The sequence below is a fragment of the Kribbella sp. NPDC059898 genome (genome assembly GCF_042730855.1).
Lineage (GTDB): Bacteria > Actinomycetota > Actinomycetes > Propionibacteriales > Kribbellaceae > Kribbella.
This window is the reverse complement of sequence record NZ_JBHWKR010000025.1, coordinates 24,878-45,661: the sequence shown is the minus strand read 5'-3', so window position 1 is coordinate 45,661 and position 20,784 is coordinate 24,878. Positions and strand designations below refer to the sequence as shown.

20 protein-coding genes are annotated in these 20,784 nt (G+C 67.5%); 14 read left to right on the top strand and 6 right to left on the bottom strand.

Annotated features, from left to right (window positions below):
• Positions 1-40 precede the first annotated feature (40 nt).
• The 4 genes from ACFV9C_RS42210 to ACFV9C_RS42195 are packed head-to-tail and all read right to left on the bottom strand — an operon-like array spanning position 41 to position 2,811.
• Positions 41-502: a hypothetical protein gene (locus ACFV9C_RS42210; RefSeq protein WP_380203255.1), complete on the bottom strand. Its 462-nt coding sequence runs from the start codon at positions 500-502 to the stop codon at positions 41-43.
• Positions 499-1,398 (bottom strand): DUF4326 domain-containing protein, encoded by a 900-nt coding sequence (locus tag ACFV9C_RS42205; RefSeq protein WP_380203253.1) that lies wholly within the window; start codon positions 1,396-1,398, stop codon positions 499-501. The genes ACFV9C_RS42210 and ACFV9C_RS42205 overlap by 4 nt, the downstream gene beginning before the upstream one ends.
• Complete coding sequence (locus ACFV9C_RS42200) at positions 1,395-1,979, bottom strand: hypothetical protein (protein ID WP_380203251.1); 585 nt, start codon at positions 1,977-1,979, stop codon at positions 1,395-1,397. The genes ACFV9C_RS42205 and ACFV9C_RS42200 overlap by 4 nt, the downstream gene beginning before the upstream one ends.
• On the bottom strand, positions 1,972-2,811 hold the full coding sequence (locus tag ACFV9C_RS42195; RefSeq protein WP_380203249.1) for a hypothetical protein: 840 nt from the start codon (positions 2,809-2,811) through the stop codon (positions 1,972-1,974). The genes ACFV9C_RS42200 and ACFV9C_RS42195 overlap by 8 nt, the downstream gene beginning before the upstream one ends.
• Before the next feature lie 140 nt (positions 2,812-2,951).
• Here ACFV9C_RS42195 and ACFV9C_RS42190 point away from each other — a divergent pair, with 140 nt between their 5' ends.
• The 6 genes from ACFV9C_RS42190 (at position 2,952) to ACFV9C_RS42165 (ending at position 7,839) form a co-directional block, all read left to right on the top strand.
• On the top strand, positions 2,952-3,839 hold the full coding sequence (locus ACFV9C_RS42190) for a DNA-methyltransferase (RefSeq protein ID WP_380203247.1): 888 nt from the start codon (positions 2,952-2,954) through the stop codon (positions 3,837-3,839).
• Positions 3,832-4,200, top strand: a complete 369-nt coding sequence (locus ACFV9C_RS42185; protein ID WP_380203244.1) for a DNA methyltransferase — start codon at positions 3,832-3,834, stop codon at positions 4,198-4,200. Before ACFV9C_RS42190 ends, ACFV9C_RS42185 begins: the two co-directional genes overlap by 8 nt.
• Positions 4,201-4,758: 558 nt before the next feature.
• Positions 4,759-4,959: a hypothetical protein gene (locus ACFV9C_RS42180; RefSeq protein WP_380203242.1), complete on the top strand. Its 201-nt coding sequence runs from the start codon at positions 4,759-4,761 to the stop codon at positions 4,957-4,959.
• Entirely contained in the window at positions 4,952-5,779 is an 828-nt protein-coding gene (locus ACFV9C_RS42175) for a ParA family protein (protein WP_380203240.1), read from the top strand. Before ACFV9C_RS42180 ends, ACFV9C_RS42175 begins: the two co-directional genes overlap by 8 nt.
• A complete protein-coding gene (locus ACFV9C_RS42170) occupies positions 5,776-6,336 on the top strand; it encodes a hypothetical protein (protein WP_380203238.1) in 561 nt (186 codons plus the stop codon). Before ACFV9C_RS42175 ends, ACFV9C_RS42170 begins: the two co-directional genes overlap by 4 nt.
• A 234-nt stretch (positions 6,337-6,570) precedes the next feature.
• The gene (locus ACFV9C_RS42165) at positions 6,571-7,839 is read left to right on the top strand and encodes a hypothetical protein (protein ID WP_380203236.1); all 1,269 of its coding nucleotides are present in this window, start codon (positions 6,571-6,573) and stop codon (positions 7,837-7,839) included.
• A 370-nt stretch (positions 7,840-8,209) separates the two neighbouring features.
• Here ACFV9C_RS42165 and ACFV9C_RS42160 read toward each other — a convergent pair whose 3' ends face one another.
• Positions 8,210-8,686, bottom strand: a complete 477-nt coding sequence (locus ACFV9C_RS42160) for a hypothetical protein (protein WP_380203234.1) — start codon at positions 8,684-8,686, stop codon at positions 8,210-8,212.
• Positions 8,683-8,880: a hypothetical protein gene (locus tag ACFV9C_RS42155; RefSeq protein WP_380203232.1), complete on the bottom strand. Its 198-nt coding sequence runs from the start codon at positions 8,878-8,880 to the stop codon at positions 8,683-8,685. Before ACFV9C_RS42155 ends, ACFV9C_RS42160 begins: the two co-directional genes overlap by 4 nt.
• A gap of 215 nt (positions 8,881-9,095) precedes the next feature.
• Here ACFV9C_RS42155 and ACFV9C_RS42150 point away from each other — a divergent pair, with 215 nt between their 5' ends.
• The 8 genes from ACFV9C_RS42150 (at position 9,096) to ACFV9C_RS42115 (ending at position 20,763) form a co-directional block, all read left to right on the top strand.
• Positions 9,096-9,563, top strand: a complete 468-nt coding sequence (locus ACFV9C_RS42150; protein ID WP_380203230.1) for a hypothetical protein — start codon at positions 9,096-9,098, stop codon at positions 9,561-9,563.
• Between the two features lie 572 nt (positions 9,564-10,135).
• Positions 10,136-12,535 carry a type IV secretory system conjugative DNA transfer family protein gene (locus ACFV9C_RS42145; RefSeq protein WP_380203228.1) on the top strand — a complete coding sequence of 800 codons (2,400 nt, stop codon included), beginning with the start codon at positions 10,136-10,138 and terminating at the stop codon, positions 12,533-12,535.
• Positions 12,536-13,087: 552 nt separating this feature from the next.
• Entirely contained in the window at positions 13,088-13,315 is a 228-nt protein-coding gene (locus tag ACFV9C_RS42140) for a hypothetical protein (protein WP_380203226.1), read from the top strand.
• A 7-nt stretch (positions 13,316-13,322) separates the two neighbouring features.
• Positions 13,323-13,775: a hypothetical protein gene (locus ACFV9C_RS42135; protein ID WP_380203224.1), complete on the top strand. Its 453-nt coding sequence runs from the start codon at positions 13,323-13,325 to the stop codon at positions 13,773-13,775.
• Positions 13,775-16,489 carry an ATP-binding protein gene (locus ACFV9C_RS42130; RefSeq protein WP_380203222.1) on the top strand — a complete coding sequence of 905 codons (2,715 nt, stop codon included), beginning with the start codon at positions 13,775-13,777 and terminating at the stop codon, positions 16,487-16,489. Before ACFV9C_RS42135 ends, ACFV9C_RS42130 begins: the two co-directional genes overlap by 1 nt.
• Positions 16,489-18,627 carry a hypothetical protein gene (locus tag ACFV9C_RS42125; RefSeq protein WP_380203220.1) on the top strand — a complete coding sequence of 713 codons (2,139 nt, stop codon included), beginning with the start codon at positions 16,489-16,491 and terminating at the stop codon, positions 18,625-18,627. Before ACFV9C_RS42130 ends, ACFV9C_RS42125 begins: the two co-directional genes overlap by 1 nt.
• 17 nt (positions 18,628-18,644) lie before the next feature.
• Entirely contained in the window at positions 18,645-19,271 is a 627-nt protein-coding gene (locus ACFV9C_RS42120; protein ID WP_380203218.1) for a hypothetical protein, read from the top strand.
• A 10-nt stretch (positions 19,272-19,281) separates the two neighbouring features.
• Positions 19,282-20,763, top strand: coding sequence for a M23 family metallopeptidase (locus ACFV9C_RS42115; protein WP_380203216.1), 1,482 nt, complete (start codon positions 19,282-19,284; stop codon positions 20,761-20,763).
• The last annotated feature ends 21 nt before the right edge of the window (positions 20,764-20,784 follow it).

Genomic DNA, 20,784 nt, shown 5'->3' with positions numbered 1-20,784 from the left:
CTTCGCGGCGGAGATTTGCTATTCAGCAAGGTGAGCTTAGCTAGCGACTTGTCAAATGGCAAGGGTATGTCTGTTCTAGTTCTCGCCGATGCTGCTGGTGGATTTTGGATCCCCACCAGGAGGGCTTCAGCCACTGTGTGGAGCGCCACGCACTCCAGAGGATGCGGTCGGGTCCCGCGGCGGGATGCAGCTGGATCGAGTCGCTCGCGAGGTGCCTGAAGTCGTACTGGCGAGCTGCGATTCGCCTGACCTGCTCGCGGCGCGACTCAGGTGAGGTCAGCTGTCGCTCCCGCAGTTCCAGTGCCGCCCACAGTCCGTAGACCGTGAGAGCGCCGAGGTTCTGTCCCCACGGGTGGTGTCGTCGTCCGGCCGGACTGTCGATCAGGACGTCCAGCGTGGTCCATGCGTCATCTACCGCGGCGATGAGCGCGGGGTCGGGAAGGAGAGAGACACTCACGCGGATTGCGACCGCCGAGGGGACCCATAGAACGGTTTCGGTCATGGAGTGTCCTCGGACGTATCGTCATTGAGATGGGGGGATCCGGGCTGAGCCAGAAGGCGAGACGTCGGTGGCAGCCGTACGACGGTCTTTTCCCAGGTGATCTCGATGGATGCGGGAGTGACTTCGGGCCAGCCATCGGGATCGTCCCGGACTGACACCTTGAGCCAGGTCAACGCTTCGTTGATGTGTTCCCAGTCGGTCGGGTTGAGCCGCGGAAGAATCATCGTGGCACCAGCCTGGTTTTCGTCCGCCTCGCGTTGCTTCGCTGCGAGTTGCTGGGTCAGCTCGCTGATCCTGCGGTACTTCTCGGTTGTGCTGTGGCCGTCCCACTGGGCGCGTTCATGGCCCTCGTCGACCAGTTCGACGTGCCTGAAGAACCGCTCGACGTCGACCGCGGCCAGATGCCAGCTGAGCTGCCCCTGCGGAGTCTCGAGGTAGATCACGTCGGGGCACATCGGCTCGCCCGGATCGACCGCTCGCGCAGCCCAGAAGCACGCGGACACCAACGCGACCAACTGAGCCCGCTCCGCATAGACCGCGCGCTCGGCAGCCCGGCGTGCCAGCTCGTCGCGGTGGCAGGGCAGCTCGTCGACCGGGCACGTGCAGGCCAGGACCTTGCCGGCCAGCTCCTCAAGGTGGGCCAGGATCCAGGCCCTCGACACCGAGCGCTTCGGGGTGAGTGGATGGTCGTCCGGGCCGTTCCCGTCAAGCCAGTCCGCGTACCTCCGTACGGCGATGGCTCTGGCCTCCCCCTCGGTCGCGGCCACGCCCTCGGCCAGGATGTCCTTGGTCGTGAACGGGTTGCCCCAGCTGCTGGTCCGGTCCACGATCACGGCTCCGTCCGGCAGCCTCCACCCCGGCGTACGCCGCCGCTGGATTCCAAGCCCGCGCTTCACAACGAGGGCCTCTGCGTCGCGATGTCGGCCTTGGGTCCGTTGTGGCTCTGGCCGTTGATCGCCTTCTGCGCGGCCTGCATTTCCTTGGCCAGTTGCTCGGCGAGGTCCCGGGCGCGACCGAGGTGCCTGCCGGCCTCGCTGACGCTGGTAGTCGGGTCTCGTGCCTCGTCGTCCTCGAAGACGTCGTACTCGGCCAACGAGGCTGGCAGGTCGGCCTGGATGCGCCCGGCGAGACGCCCGACCGCCACGCTGGCCAGTACGAGCTGCTTGAGGAGATCCCAGGCCAGAGGCGCGGCAATGGTGCGCCGGTTGTCGTACCCGAGCATCCGTACGGCGTCCTCGAGGTCCTCGGTGGCCTGGAGCAGGATCGTGTCGCTGAGCAGGGTCCTGTCTGCCTGCTTGATCACGACTCCTTGCAAGGCGGTCGCCGCAGCGCCGAGCAGGTGATGGACCTGGCCCATGGCCTCGTCTGCGCTGCCGGGATCGTCGCTGTCCGCGCCGTACGTGAGCTCACCGGCAGTGTGAAAGATCCCGAGCTCGGCGCGCAGCTTCAGGACACGAAGGTGTGCGGCTTCAGCCACGATCGCTCCCTTCGTCCTGACCCGCAGCCTCGCCGCGGCCGGGAATGATCGGGTCGGCGGTTGCCGCGGCGAGCAGGCGGGCGGCGTCGGCCTGCTCGATCATGTAGGTCTGAGCGAGGCGGCTGGAGTGCGGCGGGATCTGGAGGTGCCACCACCCGTCGACGCCGTACGCGGGGACCAGCTGGACCACCAGCTCGGGGTCGAGGGAACGGACGCCACCCTGGATCGGCCCGGTCGGTGGGCGGAGAGGCGCGATCGCACTGAGGAAGTCCCGGCCGGCTTCTCCCAGCTGGAACTCCACGCCCTCCCGCCCGAGCCGGACGCCCTTGCCGGCCCGCTCGTCGGCTGCGTCCTGCGCGTTCAGGCGATCGACGTACGCGAGCAGCGCGCCGACCGGCTTGTCGGTGTCCCAGTCGGTGGTCGGCGCGGTGAGTTCGACCGGGTACCGCTCGTGGTGCGGATTGAGCTCGCCACGCGCCCACTTGGCCCAGTAGGAGCCATCGGTCTCGATCTTCTTCACCCGCGACCGGAGCGTGCCGATCGCCTCCTCCGTGTCGCGTGACAGCTCGTTCCACGATCCGCCGGCCAGGCGTTGTGCGACCAGGAGTGCGTCGATCGTTCCGTCGAGCCGGGGCTGGAGCTTGGAAACCAGGTGGATCAGGCAGGTGCTGAGGGCGTTCAGGGTCGCAGGATCGCGCGAGCCGTCCAGCCTCAGGCTGCCTGATCGCAGCAGGTCGACGGCGTACTCCAGCGTGTCGAACCAGTCCTCCAGCATCGGCTGTTCGAAGCCAACGTTCGGATAGGCCTTCGCCTCTCGCGGTGCTTCAGTCATCGCAACCTCCAGGTATATGCGGAATCTCGCATAACCAGGATATGCGAGAAACCGCATGCGAGATGTCACATATGGGCGTGTCGGCAAGACATCCTTGGGTCAGCTCCCTGCGGCGGCAGACATCCCGCGCGGCGCCGGAGATGACCTGGAAGATGCGGTACGCCGCGGCGCCGCTCCTGCCTCCACTGGAGGACATGTCTCCCCTGCCGAACGTTGAACTCCACCACGGCGACTGCCTCGATGTGCTCTCCCGGCTGCCGGCCGAGTCCGTCGACGCTGTCGTCACCGATCCGCCGTACGGCCTGCACTTCGACGGCCTCGACTGGGACGCCCCCTGGAAAGCCACGCACCGCGCCGCAGAGCACGGCGTCGGCTTCCAGAACTGGGTCCACCTCTGGGCAGCCGAGTGCCTGCGGGTCCTCAAGCCCGGCGGGCACCTTCTGGCTTTCGGTGGTAGCCGAACCTGGCACCGTCTGGCAGCCGGTATCGAGGATGCCGGCTTCCATGTGCGGGACTCGATCGCGTGGATCTACGCCACGGGCCAGGTGAAGTCGAACAACCTGACCGCTGCGATCGCCCGCGTCGACCCCGAAGCCGCGGCCCGCTACCCAGGCCTCGGCACAACGCTGAAGCCGGCCTTCGAGCCTTGTGTCGTCGCGCGAAAGCCCTTCAAGGGCACGGTCGCGGGCAACGTCATGGCCTACGGCGTCGGCGGCTTGAACATCGACCACTGCCGAACACCTGGAGACGAAGGCGAACCAGACCGTTGGCCAACGAACGTCGGCTTCGATACCTCGAGCGCCGAGATGTTCGACCGTGACAGCGCCGGTGTCAGCGAGCGGCGCGATGGACACCCCAGCCGCTCATTCCCGGTGTTCAGGTACCAACCGAAGCCGGACAACCGCGAGCGAGTGCACGTACGTCGACACACGATGCGGCTGAGGGATGACCTGTCCCCCGCCGAACAGGAGTACGTGGCGCAGGAACTGGCCAAGGCCGCAGGAGAGGAAGGAGAAGCGCTTGCGTGATCTGAAGAAGGAGGACATACCTGACCACCTGCAGCAGTACTTCCTGGAATCTCCGGACGACCTGGTCACGCACCCGACAGTCAAACCCGTCGATCTGATGCGTTGGCTCATCCGCCTGGTAACCCCGGCCGATGGCGTCGTACTAGAGCCGTTCGCCGGCAGCGGCACCACCGTCGAGGCATGCCTTCGCGAGGGGCGCCGCTGCATCGCCGTTGAGCGCGAAGTCGACTACCTGCCCCTCATCGAGCAGCGAGTACGTCGCTTGAGCGACCCAGTCGGTTATCTGGCCGCGGGCGGCGACGATCTCGGCCTGCTCGGCGAGCTGTACGACGACCAGCTGCGGGAACCGAAGGCAAGCTGAATCGGCCCCCTCCGACTTGCTCCCGACTCCAACGGATTGATCCGACCAGAGGATCCGGACCGGGAGCAAGCCCGGAGGGGGGCGCCCGGAACGCACCTGAAGGCCAGCAACCCAACCAACGCCAGGAACGCATGGATCGCTTGGAAGGCTTGGAAGCCGTGCAACCCAAGCAACGCACGCAAGGCCTGTAAGCCTTGCAACGACCGCAACCCATGCAAGACCAGCAAGACACGAAAGCTAATCAAGACCTTCAACGCATGCAAAGCATGGAAGACCTGTTACGCACGCGAAGCATGTAAAGCAAGTAACCCACTCAAGTCAAGTAAAGCCCTCAAGGGACGCTAGGCATGCAAGGCAAGTAACACATGCAAGACAAGCAAGTCAAGTAAGTCAAGTAAGGAAGGCTACGCATGCAACGGATGCAACATCTGAAAGCACAGCAACGACTGTAAGGCAAGGAAGCCACACAATCGAAGCAACGAAAGTATGACATGCAAGCTATGCGTTCGTTCCCTGGTATGCAATCATGGCTAGTAACACCAGAAAGGAATGCGTTTCATGTCTACTTCGCCTCCGCGCCTGCTGGCGCCGGGAAACAGCCAGGGCGCCGGGGGTAAGACCAGCGCCACCATCCGCCTCTCCGCGTACGTTCAGGAGCTGCGCGCCGGCACGGACGATCTCATCGTGGTCGACCTTGCGGACCGACGCGGCGACGCCACGCGGCCGGCCCTCAACCTGAAGGGCGAGTCCGATGCCTAAGCGCCGGAGGGTGTGCTTCGGGAACAACAAGGGCGGCACAGGCAAGACCTTTGTGACCACCCAGCTGGCCGCGGTCATGAGCGCCCGGGAGCGTCGAGTGCTCGTTATCGACATGGACCCCCAGGCCAACGCGACGCGCCGCCTTGGGTTCAACTCTGATCCCAACAACCCGTTGCCGACGATCGCCGAGGCGCTCCGGCAAGCCAGCCCCGGTCTCGCCGCCGATGTCATCGTGCCCTGCGGCTGGGATCACGAGGTCGCGAAACGGATCGACCTGATCCCGTCCAGCTACTACCTCGAGAACCGGATCAGTGAAGCCGGCGTGATTGGGGCCATGCAGCGCCTGGACGTCGTGCTGGACGGCGTCGACGACGAGTACGACCTTGTCCTCATCGACTGCCCCCCGAGCCTCGGTCACCTGACCCAGATGAGCCTTGCGGCCTCCGACCACGCACTGGTCGTGACCAAACCGGAGTACGACGACGTCCAGGGTGCCCTGCGCTACTACAGCTTCGTCAGAGACAACGCCGCGATCGGCCTGGGTAACCCCCACCTAAGACTGCGCGGCGTGATCGTGGACAACTACGACCAGCGCATTGCCGGTCACAAGTTCCAGCTCGACGGCCTCCCCGAGTCATTCGCCGACGTTCCGATCTGGGATCCGCCGATCCCGGCCTGGGCCGTAGCCAAGGACGCGACCGACGCGGCTGCCCCACTGCAGGCCTACGGAGGAGCCGCTCGCCCGCGAGAACTCCTCGAAAAGATGAACAAGCTGGCCGAGAAGCTGGACGAACTCACCCAGGAGGAGAAGGCGGCATGAGCGCCAAACCCGTACGTACCCGGCCGACCCCCGGCGATCCCGGCAGCCGTCTGACCGCCAACGTAGAGCCCCTGCTGACCACGCCTGTCCAGCAGCCGGCCACGACTCCTGCCCCCGCTGCGTCGGCGCCAGCCAGTCCCGCGCCGGACACGTCGGCTGCGAGCACGCCGGCAACAGCACCGTCGACCGAGCCGGAAGCCAACGCGACGCCGCCTGTCAGCGAGGCTGAGGCCGCGGGTGCGGCGGAGGTCGAGCAGCCCAAGCCCGCGGCGAAGCGCAAGGCCCCGCGAAAGACGCCCACCCCGCCGGCAGACGAGCCCAAGGGCAAGCGTGGCCCCGAGGTGCAGTTCTCGACCCGTATCCCGGAGGAGGTGCTCGCGCAGTCGCGGGCGGTCGTGATGTTCACCGCGCCGTACGGCGGGCCCCGGAGTCTGGCCGAGCTCGTCGAATCGGCCCTGATCCGGGAGAACCAGCGCCTCGCCGAGGAGTTCAACGACGGCGAGCCGTACAAGGCCTTCACCGGCAAGTTCCGCACCGGCCGCCCGCTTGGCAGCTGAATACGTGAAAGGCATGCGTTTCACGCCTTCAACGTGAAGCGCTGCGGGCTGCCGAAGCTGTAGCGAGCCTCGACAGCCCTAGACCCCCACCAAGCAGCACGCTAGAAAATGGGAGCCTTACAACACATGATGACGAACTCACCCGCCACCGCTACCAGCGGCCTCCAGGCTGGAGAGCCGTCCACCAATCCCACACACACGGTCACCCTCGCGCCGCCCGACGAAGCGCCCAGTGTGCCCATCACCTCGGCGGACAAGATCGCGTACACCTTCTACGCCACCGCGGCCGTGGCCGCGCTCACCGGTCAGGTGTGGGCAGGCGTGGAACACATCAGCTGGCCCGACGCCTTTCCGATCGCGGCCAAGATCGCCCTGGTCACCCCGGCCGTCGCGGTCCTGGAGCTCGGCGGCGTCGCGACCGCCGGCCTGGCCGACGTACGGCGTCGGCTGGGGGAGACCGCGTACGTCTACCGGACCCTCTCGATCCTGTCAGCGCTCGCCGCCGTCGTGGTGAACCTGGCTGGCCACTGGAACTCGCAGAGGTTCATCGGGTTCTGCTTCGCAGGCCTGTCGGCGTTCGCCTACATCCTGTGGCTCGCTCACAGCAGCGCTCGCCGCCGCGATGCGCTTCGTCGACGGCGCATGCTCTCTCAGACCGCCCCCGTGTACGGGCTCATTCGGTGGCTGCAGCACCCCCTCGTGACCTGGAGGGCGCGGTCGCTCGCGCTCGAGCATGGCCTTGGCTTGTACGAGAGCATCCGCGCCGCCGAGGCTCAGATCGAGGCCGAGCAACGTGACACGGCGATCAAGGAGCACATCTCCGACCTGATCGAGGCCGAGCAGGGGGAGAAGTACGGGCCGCGAGGTGCCCGGATCGCCACAGCGACCTACGACATGCAGATCCTGACCGACATGCTGAAGGACCGCCTCGATTACGAAGGAACCGTCGACCGGCTCAGCGAGGTTCTCCGCCCGGGCGGGCACCGCCCAGAGCTCCCGCCCGCGCCGACCGCTGGAGCTGAGGCGACTTCGGCGATGGATCCCGACACGGACCCGCCGGAAGGCGGTCCCCGGGGCGACGGTCCGGAGGCGACGTCGGATCATGCCGAGAGCGAGGTTGTCGATCCGGCGGTGGCCGGGGACGTGGACTCGACCAAGGACCACGCCGCGGCACCGGTCGGGGCCAACGCGTCGGCGGGGATGTCGCAGGCGGCCGAGGGCTCCGAGGCAAGTCCCGCTGAGCCGGCCCAGACCGATGGTGATGCCGATGCCATGGCCAGTCAGGAGGCTGAGCCAGGCGAGGAGCTCCCGGCGCCGTGGACGCTTGAGAAGGTGTTCGAGCTGCTCGACTCCTGGGCAGCCGAGGGGAAAACCGTGAACTCCCGGCTGCTCCAGGAGCACCCCGAGCTGCGGATGAAGGAGCGCACAGCGCGCCGGCGTATCCAGGAGTGGAAGAAGGATCGCGGTGCGAACCGGCGTCGGAACCTGCAAGCCGTGAACTAAGTACCGCTGAGCATCTCTGCCAAGGGTCCGGGGCAATGCCCCGGACCCTTGGCCGTTCTGGGTCGGTCACCCGGTCAGGCGGCCACCCGGCCACCCGGCCACCCGGCCACCCGGCCACCCGGCCAGGCGCGGTCACCGGCCACGCGCCGGCCACCGGTCACCGGGTCACCCGGCCACCGGCCAAGCGGCCACCGGCCACCCGGTCACCGGCCACGCGCCGGCCACGCGCCGGTCACCGGCCACCCGGCCAGGCGCGGTCACCGGCCACGCGCCGGCCACCCGGTCACCGGCCACGCGCCGGCCACGCGCCGGTCACCGGCCACCCGGCCAGGCGCGGTCACCGGCCACGCGCCGGTCACCGGCCACCCGGTCACCCGGCCACCCGGCCACCGGCCAGGCGGCGGTCACCGGTCACCGGCCACCCGGCCACCCGGCCAGGCGCGGTCACCGGCCACGCGCCGGCCACCGGCCACCGGCCACCGGCCACCGGCCACCGGCCAGGCGGCCACCCGGCCACCCGGCCACCCGGCCACCCGGCCACCGGCCACGCGCCGGCCACCCGGCCACCCGGCCAGGCGCCGGCCACGCGCCGGTCACCGGCCAGGCGGCCACCGGCCAGGGCGCCGGCCACCGGCCACGCACCGGTCACCGGCCAGGCGGCCACCGGCCAGGGCGCCGGCCACCGGCCACGCACCGGACCACCGGCCAGGCGGCCACCGGCCAGGCGCCGGTCACCGGCCAGGCGCCGGCCACCGGCCAGGCGGCCACCGGCCAGGGCGCCGGCCACCGGCCACGCACCGGACCACCGGCCAGGCGGCCACCCGGCCACCGGCCACGCACCGGTCACCGGCCACCGGCCACCGGCCAGGCGGCCACCCGGCCACCGGCCACGCACCAGTCACCGGCCACCGGCCACGCACCGGACCACCGGCCAGGCGGCCACCCGGCCACCGGCCACGCACCGGCCACCGGCCACGCACCGGCCACCGGCCAGGCGGCCACCCGGCCACCGGCCACCCGGCCACCCGGCCACCCGGCCACGGACAACCTGGTTGCCCGCCTGTCCCTCGCGGACTTCGTCGGTCTGGCCATAGGGTGGCCGGTCAGCGGCGGCCACTGGCCGGTCAGCCGGCCAAGGACCAGTGGCCACCCAGCTCCAGCCTCAGGCTGTTGAGAATCTGATCAAAATTTAGGCTGGTCAGGTTGGACACACAGGTTTAATGCAACTAGGGTCGTAACGGGTAGTTGCGTCTCGAATGGAGCTGATGGTGTCGCCAACTGACAAGTCGTCCGGTGAAGGTCCGGGGTCGTCTGATTCCGCCGGCCAGGCAGAAGAGGTGGTGTCGATGTCCGAGGTCATGGCCGCTGTTGAAGAGGCCTCCCAGGGCAAGCGGGTGCAGCAGTCCTTCTACATCTCCGAGGCAGCGAAGGATCGGTTGCGTGCGTTGGCGTACTGGGGGCGCGCCTCGGTGCTGGCTGAGATCCAGCGGGGGGAGGAAGTGGACCCCAGTTACGTTCTGCCATCGGTCGCCGGTGGCGTTGAGCGGGGGATGTGGTGGGTGATTCTCGAGGGGGAGCGGGTACTGAACGGCGGTAAGCCGTTCCCTCCGGCGCCGGCCAAGCTGCCGACCGGGCCGAGTGCCGAGGGGGTCGAGCGGCTCCGTGACTTCCAGCAGAAGAAGCACTCGAGGCGGCGCGCGGAAGAGGGGGAGAAGGATGGCTGAGCGGGGCTGGAAAAACCCGAACGGACGCACCGGTTTTGGATGGTCCGGCTGTCGGAACCTCGCTGAGAACCACGCCAGCCGGAGCAATCCTACCCGGGGAGTCAAGTGAGGGGCAAGCATGACTTGCAATAGATGCCTTCTTTGCGTTCGTTTGAAGGCTTCCAAGGAGCTCGCCCAGGTAACGTGTTCGCCGCCGCCTGACGGTCGCTCTGAGGGGGCCTCGACGAGGTCATGAGGGCGTCGAGCCTGGTGCCGATCGGGGCCGCTGCCTCCGGCTGCCGGATCGTGCTGTCCAGGTCCGCGGTTTGCCACGGTCAGTTACAGACAGTGGTGGAGTTGAGCGTGTCTCGTAGGACGTCGTGCAGTCTGATTGGGAGGTCGTGATGTCTCGGGAAGACGGTGTGCGTTCCGCTGAGAGGGCTGCGGCGGGCAGTAGCCGCGGTGGCGCTCGTTCCGCTGAGAGGGCTGAGGCGGGCAGTAGCCGCGGTGGCGATCGGCCCGCCCGGGTGCGGGAGTCTCGACCGCGTGAGTCGACGCGGCGTGTATCCGCGGCCAGGGAGGGCCGGGGGCCGATGCCGGAATGGGTCGGCATGGCGTTCCTGATTCTGGGAACCGCTGGCGCCGCGGCCTTGCTGAAGCTGTTGTGGCCCTTGGTACGAGGTGCCGGCGGGCCGGTCGGCGACAAGGCCGAGTCGGTTGGCCGGGGAGCGGCCAACGTGCTGGAGGTCGCGCTGAGCTGGCTACCGGTGGTGGTCACTGTCCTGCTCGCGGGCTTGGTCGCCCGGTGGTGGCTACGTCGACGTGAGCGTCGACGTGCGGAGCAGGTCCGGCTCCTGGTAGCGGTCGTCGGGGGTCTGATGCCGGCCGATTGGCCGCAGCGGTCCCTCGTCGTGCGCCGCTGGCGCGGCGTACGACCGGTGCGGTTCGAGTGGTCGTTGACCGCGGCGACGCAGGACCACGTACCCGAGTGGCGGCTGAAGCTCCAATCCGCGCTCGAGCTGCGGCTCGCGGTGCCGTACCTCGAGGTGGAGTGGCCGACCTCGCTCGACCGCTGGGCCAGGGTAACCGTGCCCTCAGCAGAGGCGGTCGACCAGCACCTGGGAGCCGTCGCTGCTGATGAGGCAGCCCGGGTCGCAGCCGAGGAGCAGGCCGAGATGGAGCGCCTGGCCGCTGAGGAGGCCGAGCGTCTGGCCGCGGAAGAGGTCGAGCGACAGGCCCAAGAGATCCTGGCGACCGACGAAGGTCGGCTGTTCGTGGCCCTCGACGGGCTCGTGCCCGATGCTCAGGTCGAGGTGACCGGGCGCACACCATCAGGGGAGATGAGCGAGATCACCCTGCGGTACGGCGAAACAAACCGGGACATCAGCCCGAACTGGCGTGGCCGGGTTCTGTTGAAGGTGACCCAGCGGTTCGGTGGCCAGTGGCGCTCGGAGTGGCACACCCAGGAGCGTCGGGTCGTTCTCCGGGCGGTCCCGGTTTTGCCGCACCCTGTGAAGTGGCAACGGCCGTCCTTCTGGGAGGACGTCGTCTACGGGTCGGCCCCGATTGGCGTGTACGGCGTCACCGAGGAAGGTCACATCGTCGGGCACGAGCTCGGCTCGCGTCAGCCGCACGGCCTGGTCGTCGGCCCGACCGGCACCGGCAAGACCGAGACGATGAAGGCGCAGATGGCCTCGCTCATGCTGCAGGGCGTGATCCAGGTCGTGATCGCCCCGAAGCCGGAGGACTGGGTCGTCTTCCTCGGGATGCCAGGTGTCGCGGCTGTCGCGACGTCGGCCGAAGACCGGGCCGAGGTCATCGCAGCGGTGTGGAAGCAGATGCATCGCCGGGTTAGTGCCCGGGCGCTGATCAAGCTCCAAGAGATGCACCCGCACATGGAGATCGATCTGCCGGAGCTGTCCGAGCTCGATCGGCGCTACATGCAGATCGTCATCGACGAGGTGACCCAGAACCTCGAAGACCTGACCACCTGGTGGCAGCAGCTCTCGAAGGACGACAAGGAGGACCTGGTAGCCAAGTGGGGCAAGGGCAGCGCCACGTCGAAGACACCACCGCACGCGGACATGCTCAAGGAGATCGCCCAGCTGGCTCGGTCAGCCAGGATGCACCTCCTGCAGGGCATGCAGCGCGCCGACCAGGAGAACTTCGGCGACAACACCCAGATGCGCGACAACTTCCCGAACCGCACGTCGATGGGCTCGATGTCCCCGATCGGCTCCGAGCAGATCTGGGGCGACCGCCAGACCGGTGTCATCCCGATCAACAAGGTCGGCGAGGGCATGACCAACGGCGCCCGGTTCCACCGCGGCCGGGAGGTCGGGGTCGGCTTCCCGATCCGCTACAAGGGCGTCTACATCTCGGACGCCGAGCTGCTCAGCCAGGAGTTTCAGGAAGCGCTCACAGAGGTCGCGCCGGACGTCTCCGACATGGATATGGGTGATGCCTCGGCTGAGACCCGAAGCATCGAGGCCGCGGCGATGGGTCTGCGGAAGCGGGCTGGGTACGGATTCGGATCCGGCAGCGGATCGGTCGACCTCGACCGTATTGGCCGACGGCGGCAGCGTGGCGAGCTCGAGGAGAAGCCTGGTCCAGCCGATGCCCCGGCCGGGGTGCCGGTGTCTCCCTCGCCGTCCGGTGATGAGGAGACCGCGTCGAGCGCTGCTGTCCAGGACGTGGTTCAGGACGTGGTTCAGGACGTGCCGGCCGAGTTCACGCCGGCGCCTGTCTCTGTCGAGACCGATGCCGAGGGCCACATCTGGGATCCGGTGAAACCGTCCGATCTGAAGGTGGGGGACGTGATCAGCGTGGCGGAAATGGCACACGCCATCGTCGTTGCCGTGCCTGAAGAGGCGGAGGACGACTTCACCGGTGATCCTGTGATCCGGGTTGAGCTGAAGGTCGATGGGCAGTCGCAGGTGTACGACCTGGACCCCGATGACTCGTTCCACCGGTTGCGTAAGGCAAAGGGGTGAGATCCTTGCCGGAAGCAACTCAATCTGATTGCAGGAAGCTGCAAATGCGTGGAATTGAGGCGCGGATCGTGTCGAGTCTCTCTTACAGTGCGGTAGTGGCTGATCAGTCCTGGGCCCTGCCGTGGTGAGGTCCTGGACACTGGTCCAGCTGGTGTCGCTGTTGGTGGCTGCGCCGCTGGGCCTGGCCGCATGGTTCTGCGTCGGTGCGTACTCCGCCGGCGTTATCGGGGTGAGCGTGCTCGGGGGCCTGCTCGGGTCGGTTGTGGTGAAGCGCTGCTGGAGTCGCCAGTACTGCTGCCTCTGCTGAGGACTGTTGTTGGAAATCGTTGCCGGGAGTCTCCGGCGGCGAAGGCCCCACCTGGTCGACCAGGTGGGGCCTTCGTCACGTCAAGGGAGGTGCCGCGTCTCACCAACATCCCCCGGTAACAGCCGGTCTCTTGTCGGTGGCGGTTCGTACCGTACAGGGGGTGCAATCGGCAGGCTGGTCACGTACAATGAAGTTGTTGCATGTAACCTACTGGACAAGCTCGTTCATAGCAGGAGGAACGCAAGATGTTGAACGTCAACGGGATTCAGGCCTTCCTGATCGTGATAGCAGGTCTGCTCAGCATGTTCATCGGGATCTCGATCATGGGTAAGTCGAAGAAGGCGCAGATCTCCGACGTCGCCCAAACGAGCCTGATCTCCGTGATCGGCATGGTCTTCATCGCCATCGGGATGGGCAGCGGCCTGGTCCTGGCCTTCGGCGGGGATCTCCTCAAGCTGATCTTCAACAAGTAGGCGCCCGATGCCGGAGCTACGTACTGACGACGGACCCCGCCGCCTCCGGGCGGTCTGGCTGGGCCCGAAGGGGCTGAGGTGGCCGGCCGACTGGACCTATGTCCAGTGGGGTGTGTTCCTGTCGCTCGGCCTGATCATGACTGTCCTGCTCGTCCTCGTGCTGATCCCGGCCAGCGGCTGGCTGGCGGCGATGGGTGGTCCGACGTGGGGTTTTGCTCTTGCATACCTGATCACCCCGCGCGTGATGAAGCACATCGACTACGACCGCCCGCTGCGCTGGTATCGCCGTCATCTGATGAGCGAGTGGAAGAACTCGTCGACGCACGTCGACGCCGAGCAGCGGGACCAGCTGATGGCTCCGGTTCCGACCAGCTTTGCCCCTCGCGTTGAGGCAGAGCTGTTTCCGCAGGGCCGCGGTCCGGTGACCCCGATTCCGCGCGACTGGAAAGAGATCAACTGATGCAGATCCCGAAGTTCGACCTCAACCGCCTGGGTGCCCGTTTCACGCGTCGCCGCTCAGCGCACATGGACCTGTCGACCAGGGAAATCGTGGGCCACCTGCAGGCGACGACAACGGGCCTGTGGGCGTGGTACGAGATGGCGCCCCAGAAGTGGGCGTTCAACACGCTGTCGCAGCGGCGCGGTGTGTGGGAGTCGCTGACCAACCGGCTTGCCGGCCTCGGCAGCGGCGACGGCCACGCGATCCGGATTCGTACGACGCCCAAGCCGTACCCGGTCTACGAGTTCGCGCGCCAGCTGGCCGAGGACACCCCCGCTGCGTTCGACCGCAGCTTCCCGAACCGCCCGGCGCGCCTGCCGGACGTTCCTGGCGTCGCTGACGACTTCAACAACTACCTCGCGCTGCAGCAGCGCCGACTGATGACTGCCCCCGTCGACGAGAAGATGGTGGCCATCGGCATCAGGCTCGGGATGACCCCGGCCCGCGGCGTACTCCAGCAGCTGCGCGCCGAAGGCGACGACGCGAAGCCGTTGTCCAACGACGCCGTAAAGGTCCTGGATCAGGTTGCCCAGATGAACCAGTTCATCGCCGGATCCGGCATCGACGGAACCCCGCTGACGCCGCGGAAGATGGCGTGGCTGATGCACCGCAGCATCGGAATCGGCATGCCGGTCCCCAAGCACGCCGGCATCTCCGGCGCGGTGTGGGACGAGCAGGATCTGTTCGCGTTCACCGACCCTGTCGACTGGCTGTACACGCCGATGGGCGACACCGTGGAAATCCGGGCCCGGGTCAACGGCCGCAAGATCACTCGCTATGTCGCGGTCGTCTCTGTCGGCCGGATGCCGACCCTGAAGTTCCCCGAATCCGGCCGGGACCCCTGGATGCTCGCCTCGGACCGCCTCGAGTTCCCCGTCGAGTGGTCCGCCTCCGGCCGCATCCTGACCGGCCGAGAGATCACCAAGGTCGCCGAGTACGACCGCAACCGCGCCCTGGGCATCCGCAAGCACTACGACGAACACGGCGAACTGCCTCCGCCAGCGGTCGACCGCGCGATCATCGAAGCCGTCCAGAACCACGACCAGATCACCGAAGCCGAGCAGCGCGACGCGGCCCGGTTCGTCGGCCCGGTCCGGGCCGCGGTCTACGCCGACACCCAGGAGGAGTGCATCCGCCGGGTGCAGACCCTGATCGACACCTACGCCGACCGCTACATCATCGAGATGGCGCACCCGGCCGGCCAGCGCGAGCTGCTGCGCGAGTTCATCCCCGGCGAGCCCTACAGCACGACCGGGTACCAGCGGCAGATGCCGGTCGGCTACCTGGCCGCGTCCATGCCGCACGTCAGCTCGACGGTCGGTACGCCGACCGGCCCGTACATCGGCTACACGATCGGGACCGCCCGGCGAGCAGTCCGCCACGACGGCCACTTCGGACCGGAACAGGGCAACGCCCCGGGCGTCTACCCGATCATCTCCGAGCCGGGTGGCGGCAAGTCTGTCCTGATCGGCACCTTCGCCTACCACGGGGCTCGCCGCGGCCAGCCCTCGATCATCCTCGACCCCTCAGGCCCGCTGGCCCGGCTCTGCGAGATGCCGGCCCTGGCCCCGCACTCACGCCACCTGAACCTCACCGACGAAGCCCCGGGCACGCTCGCGCCGTGGGGACTCGTCCCAGACCCGGACGGTTACGCCTTCTCCGGCGACTCCCGCGGCTACATGCAGGCCCGGGCCCGGGCCCAGGTCGAGCGCAAGCAGCTCGCCTTCGACACCTTCCGGATGCTGCTCCCTTCAGCGATCCTGCGCGACCCCGAGACCGACTCGGTGCTTCGCGATGCGATCCGCATGGTCGGCGGCGAGTCCACCGTTAACCCGCGCCAAGTGATCAACGTGCTCGAGCAGGGCAACAACGATCACGCGAAGCGCGTGGCCAAGCTGCTGAACGACGCCGCGGAGTACCCGCTCGGCGAACTGATCTTCCCCAGCCGCGCCGACGAGAAGATCGCCGCCAACGTCGCCGATGACAAAACCCTGGTCGTGATCTCCATGCCGGGTCTCGTCCTGCCGTCCGCGGACATCTCGCGCGACGACTGGTCAACCGAAGAGCTCTACGCCCAGCCGCTGCTGCACCTGGCCGCGTTCTTCACCAGCCGGTTCATCTACGGCCGGTCGATGAAGCTCCGGAAGAACATCTTCCTCGACGAGAACCACTTCATGGGCAACTGGGGCAGCGGCCGGGCCCTGTTCGTCCGCCTGTCGCGCGACAGCCGAAAATGGAACACGGCCGTCTACCCCGCGAGCCAGCACCCCGACGACGTCCTGGGCGTCGGCAAGGTTGAGGCGATGATCGGCGGCGCGTTCGTCGGCCGCCTGGAGGACCCGGAGACCGCCGAGAAGGCGATGCGACTGCTGCGCGTCTCGCCCGAGTACGCCCCCGTCGCGACGAAGCTGTCGCCACGCCCAGCACCGGGGACCTCCGGCGCCGGCCAATCCCGCAGCGGCGAGTTCATCTACCGCGACCCGTACGGCCGGGTGGACAAGATCCGCATCGACATGGGCTGGAACCCCGAGCTCAAAGAGACCCTCAACACCACCCCCGGCCACACCCGGCTCGCCACCGAGCTGGTGCCGAACCCCGAGTTCGTCCTCGAAGCCCAGAAGCTGTTCAGCGCCGAGGACGAGCACGTCCACCGACTTGGAGAGGCGGCTGCCTGATGACCAGCCTGCTCGAGGTGCTGTCCCGCCGCGGTGCCACGTCCGCGGGCCCACGCCGCCGCAAGTGGCTCATCCGCATGCTGGCCGGCCTGTTCGTGATCGCCGGCGCCGTAGTGCTCCAGACCGGGCCCGCGGCGGCGATCTGTGAAGGCGACCCGCCTGCCCCCACGGGACCGGACACCACGATCGCTGGCTGGCTGACGACCGACCCCGACTGGAGCAAGATCCCGGACCAGACACCGGATCCGTTCAAGGACCCGAAGATCCCGTTCACCGACGTCTATGGCTACGGCGCGCACTGGGGCACCTACGACCTCGGCTGCGGCTCGGACACGCTGAACGATCCCGGCGGCGTCATGTTCACCAAGCTCGGCAACCTCTTCCTGGAGAGCGCGAAGATCCCCGCCGTTGCCGCGAGCTCGGTCAAGAGCTTCGTGACCGGAAACCCGTTCGACTGGATGAACTCCACACTCACCCAGATGAACCTCGACATCGACACGAAGGTCTGGCGGGTCTGGTTCCCGGTCTCGGTCATGGCGCTCGGTTGCTGGTTCGTCTGGCGGGCCCGTCGCGCTGACTTCGCCGAGACCTCCCGACTCGTCGGCATCACCATGCTCCTGGCAACGGTCAGCGTGTTCTTCCTGCAGTACCCGACCCGCGCCAACGACATGTTCGACAAGGTCATCGGCGTTGGCGTCAATGCCGCCGCGTCGCCGTTCAGCTCCGGTCGCATCGACGAGCAGATCAACCGCCAGGTGCTCTACCCGGCCTGGCTCAAGGGCGAGCTCGGATCGTCCGACTCGGAGACCGCCACCAAGTACGGGCCAGACCTGTACGCGTCCACCCACTACTCCTGGTCCGACGTGAAGTCGATCCGCGCTGCGGGCGACAACAGCGAGAAGAAGCAGAAGGAGATCAACAAGGCCAAGGCGGACCGGTTCAAAAAGCTGGCCGAGGAGATCAAGAAGAACGACCCGGAGGCCTACAAGAACCTCACCGGCAAGTCCGGCGAGAACCGGTTCGGTGCCGCGATCTTCGCCGGGTGCTTCTCCTGGCCGGCCGGGCTGTACTTCCTCTTTGCGATGCTCATGGTCGCGATGGCGCTGCTGATGACCCGAGGTTTCGTGATGGGTGCCCCGCTGGTTGCCATCGTCGCGATCCACCCGAAGGGGTGGACAGCGATGCAGCAGCTGTTCGGCCTGTTCACATCGGCCCTGTTCAACGCCGCAAAGTTCACCTTTGCCGGCGCGCTGTACGCGATCTTGACCGCCAGTCTCCTCAGCGCCCCCACCAACGCCTTGATGAAGCTGTTCTTCCTGATCGTGGTCACGATCGCGGCGTTCGTGCTGACCAAGCCGTTCCGGGCGATGAAGACGATCATCCCGGGAATGGATCCGAACCACTCCTACCTCGGCGGCATGGTCAAGAGGGCGCTGAACTACGCGACCACCCGCAAGGCAACCCGCGATGGTGTGAATGACGCGGGCAAGGACGAGGCCAAGCGCGAGCAGGAGGAGCAGGAGGAACGGGTCACGCACGAAGAGCAGACGATCGATCCGATTCCCGACCCCGAGCCGTCGCAGCAGCCGCAGCCCGCTGGCGACGGTGTCGAAACGACACCGAAGCCCGCGTGGTCGGAGGGGCAGAAGAACACCCGGTACGAGCAGGTCTTCGTCGACGACGAACCCGCTCCGGCGCCCCCCGCGCCAGCCCTCAACCCCGCTCCGGCCAAACTCGACTCGGCCCCGGCGACAGCCGCTGGATCGGCTACGGCCGCTGCCAGCGGGGCAGCCGACGCTCAGGTCGAGGGCAGCAACACCCACGGTCCACACGAGCTGCCGCCAGCCCCCTCAACAACGGGCGCATCGGCCGACGCAGATGCATCCTCCGCGTCCAGTACTGGCGATGCCGATCAGCCGGGCGGCGGCACACCGGGCGGCGGATTCGTGGCGCAGCCGCCTGCCGGGAGCGATAGCGACGATGCGATCTACCGTGACTCGCCGGGCGTCGTGGTCCACGACCGCGATGACGTCGAGACCGAGGTTCCGATCGCCGAGAAGCAGCTCGACGACAACGGCAACGAGGAGTGGCTGATCTACCGTACGGCGGATGACGAGCCCGGTAGGAGTGGCTCGTGAGGGGATCCCGTGACCGGTTGAGCGATGGGTACGTCGATCTCAGTGCCGAGAAGCGCCGGCCGGGAAAGCTCGCCATCGTCCTGACGGCAGTCTGCTTCGTTGCCGCCGTGATACTTGGAAGCTTCCTGGTGAGCAATGCGGCTCGCTCGCGCAAGGCGACCGACGCATCTGGCGGCGGGGCGGCTACCTCGACGTCCGCGACGCCGTCGACCAGCCAGACCGCCGTGACGCCCTCGCCTTCATCGAGTACGCCGACCGCGTCGGCCCCGGAGGAGGGGACTGATCACCACGGCACAGCCAAGCGTCCCGACCAGGCGGTAGCCATGGTCGCTGCTCAATTCGTTGACGCGTGGCTGCTGCGTAAACCACCGGCCGCCCGGCTGGCGGCCCTTCGCGCGGTCGCGTCGGAGTTTCTGGCGACGTCGCTGGCGACCACCGATCTCAATGCCCTGCCCGCGTCCAGCCGCTACGGCATGCCGAAGCTGACCGCCTGGACAGAGTTGTCGGCTCAATACCGGGTCTCCCTGCGGAACGGGCAAACCGTCGACGTAACCCTGACCCCTGACGGGCCGGGATGGAAGGTCATCACCGTGGAGCCTGGCCCGAGCACGCCGTCGAACCCCACCCCGAGCACTACCCGATAAGGAGGCGAGAATGGACCCGGCCACCGCGAAGTTCCTGCTGAGCGTTCTACGTCAGCCGGGTATTCGCAAGCTGCTCGTGGTGATCCTGGTCGGCCTCGTTCTCGGAGGCCTGGTCACCCTGATCGGCATCCCGCTCGGCCTGATGATCCTGCTGACCGGCGGGACCCCGGCCCAAGCCGTGACGCCACCCACGGCGGACTGCCGGCCAAACGTCGGCGCGCTCGAGCAGGTGACTGCCGAGCAGACCAGCAATGCCGCGATCATCGTGTCGGTCGGCCAGCGCCACAAGATCCCCGAGTACGGCCTGGTGATCGCCCTCGCGACCGCGATGCAGGAGAGCAACCTGATCAACCTGCACAAGGGCGACCGCGACAGCCAGGGACTGTTCCAACAGCGTCCCTCCAGCGGCTGGGGGACCATCGCGCAGATCACCAATCCCACACTTGCGGCGGAGGCGTTCTATGGCCTGGCCAGCCACACGAAGAACCCCGGTCTCGTCGACATCAAAGGCTGGCAGGCAATGTCGCTCACCGTCGCGGCGCAGGCGGTCCAGCACTCCGCATACCCCCTGGCCTACGCCAAGCACGAGCCGCTGGCCCGCCAGCTGCTGGGACAACTGCTCAACCTCCCGGGCGGCCAGCTGACCTGCGGCAACGGCAACGCACTGAACTGCCCGGCATCCGGCCTCGGCGTAGAGGAAGGCCTCACGCCCGATGCCCTGCGAGTGCTGCGCTGCGTACACCAGCAGTTCCCGCAGCTCGTCAGCTTCGGCGGCGTCGGCGAGCGGGAGACCAACCCGCAATCGGATCACCCCTCGGGCCGGGCCGTCGACGCGATGATTCCCGACTGGGAGAAGCCGGAGGGGAAGGCCCTCGGCGACCAGGTCGCGGCGTACACCGTGAGCAACGCCAAGGGTCTCGGCGTGAAGTACGTCATCTGGAACGCGAAGATCTGGTCGGTCGAGCGTCAGAAGGAAGGGTGGCGCCCCTACACCCACCCCTCTGGAGCAACCGACGCGACCTCGATGCACCTGGACCACGTGCACGTGAGCGTGTACGGCAACGCCGCGAGCGACAGCTCCGGTGGTGGGGACTTCGTGCTGCCAGTCGACAAGGGCGCCTACCACCTCACTGCCAGGTTCAACGACTCCGGGTCCAACTGGCAGGACAAGCACACTGGCCTCGACTTCGCCGCCCCCAGCGGTACGCCGATCAAGGCGGTGACCGCCGGCCAGGTGACGGCTGTCCTGCTCAACGGAGGCCCCTACGGTCGGCTGACCAAGATCCAGCACACCGATGGGGTGGAATCTTGGTACGCCCACCAGTCGGACCAGGCGGTGAAGGTCGGCCAGTTGGTCAAAGCCGGAGAAGTCATCGGCCGCGTTGGCAACAGCGGCAACACGACCGGCCCGCACCTGCATCTTGAGATCCGGAAAAACGGCGTTCCCGTTGACCCCGACACCTGGCTCAAGGCCCACGGTGTGACCCCGTGAGCGACTGAACACGGCATGATG

Bases quoted from the DNA above. Each gene is read 5' to 3' on its own strand.
- ACFV9C_RS42210 (WP_380203255.1), bottom strand. From the start codon at position 502: ATGACCGAAACCGTTCTATGGGTCCCCTCGGCGGTCGCAATCCGCGTG.
- ACFV9C_RS42195 (WP_380203249.1), bottom strand. From the start codon at position 2,811: ATGACTGAAGCACCGCGAGAGGCGAAGGCCTATCCGAACGTTGGCTTC.
- ACFV9C_RS42190 (WP_380203247.1), top strand. From the start codon at position 2,952: ATGACCTGGAAGATGCGGTACGCCGCGGCGCCGCTCCTGCCTCCACTG.
- ACFV9C_RS42180 (WP_380203242.1), top strand. From the start codon at position 4,759: ATGTCTACTTCGCCTCCGCGCCTGCTGGCGCCGGGAAACAGCCAGGGC.
- ACFV9C_RS42175 (WP_380203240.1), top strand. From the start codon at position 4,952: ATGCCTAAGCGCCGGAGGGTGTGCTTCGGGAACAACAAGGGCGGCACA.
- ACFV9C_RS42170 (WP_380203238.1), top strand. From the start codon at position 5,776: ATGAGCGCCAAACCCGTACGTACCCGGCCGACCCCCGGCGATCCCGGC.
- ACFV9C_RS42150 (WP_380203230.1), top strand. From the start codon at position 9,096: ATGGAGCTGATGGTGTCGCCAACTGACAAGTCGTCCGGTGAAGGTCCG.
- ACFV9C_RS42145 (WP_380203228.1), top strand. From the start codon at position 10,136: ATGCCGGAATGGGTCGGCATGGCGTTCCTGATTCTGGGAACCGCTGGC.
- ACFV9C_RS42140 (WP_380203226.1), top strand. From the start codon at position 13,088: ATGTTGAACGTCAACGGGATTCAGGCCTTCCTGATCGTGATAGCAGGT.
- ACFV9C_RS42135 (WP_380203224.1), top strand. From the start codon at position 13,323: ATGCCGGAGCTACGTACTGACGACGGACCCCGCCGCCTCCGGGCGGTC.
- ACFV9C_RS42130 (WP_380203222.1), top strand. From the start codon at position 13,775: ATGCAGATCCCGAAGTTCGACCTCAACCGCCTGGGTGCCCGTTTCACG.
- ACFV9C_RS42125 (WP_380203220.1), top strand. From the start codon at position 16,489: ATGACCAGCCTGCTCGAGGTGCTGTCCCGCCGCGGTGCCACGTCCGCG.
- ACFV9C_RS42115 (WP_380203216.1), top strand. From the start codon at position 19,282: ATGGACCCGGCCACCGCGAAGTTCCTGCTGAGCGTTCTACGTCAGCCG.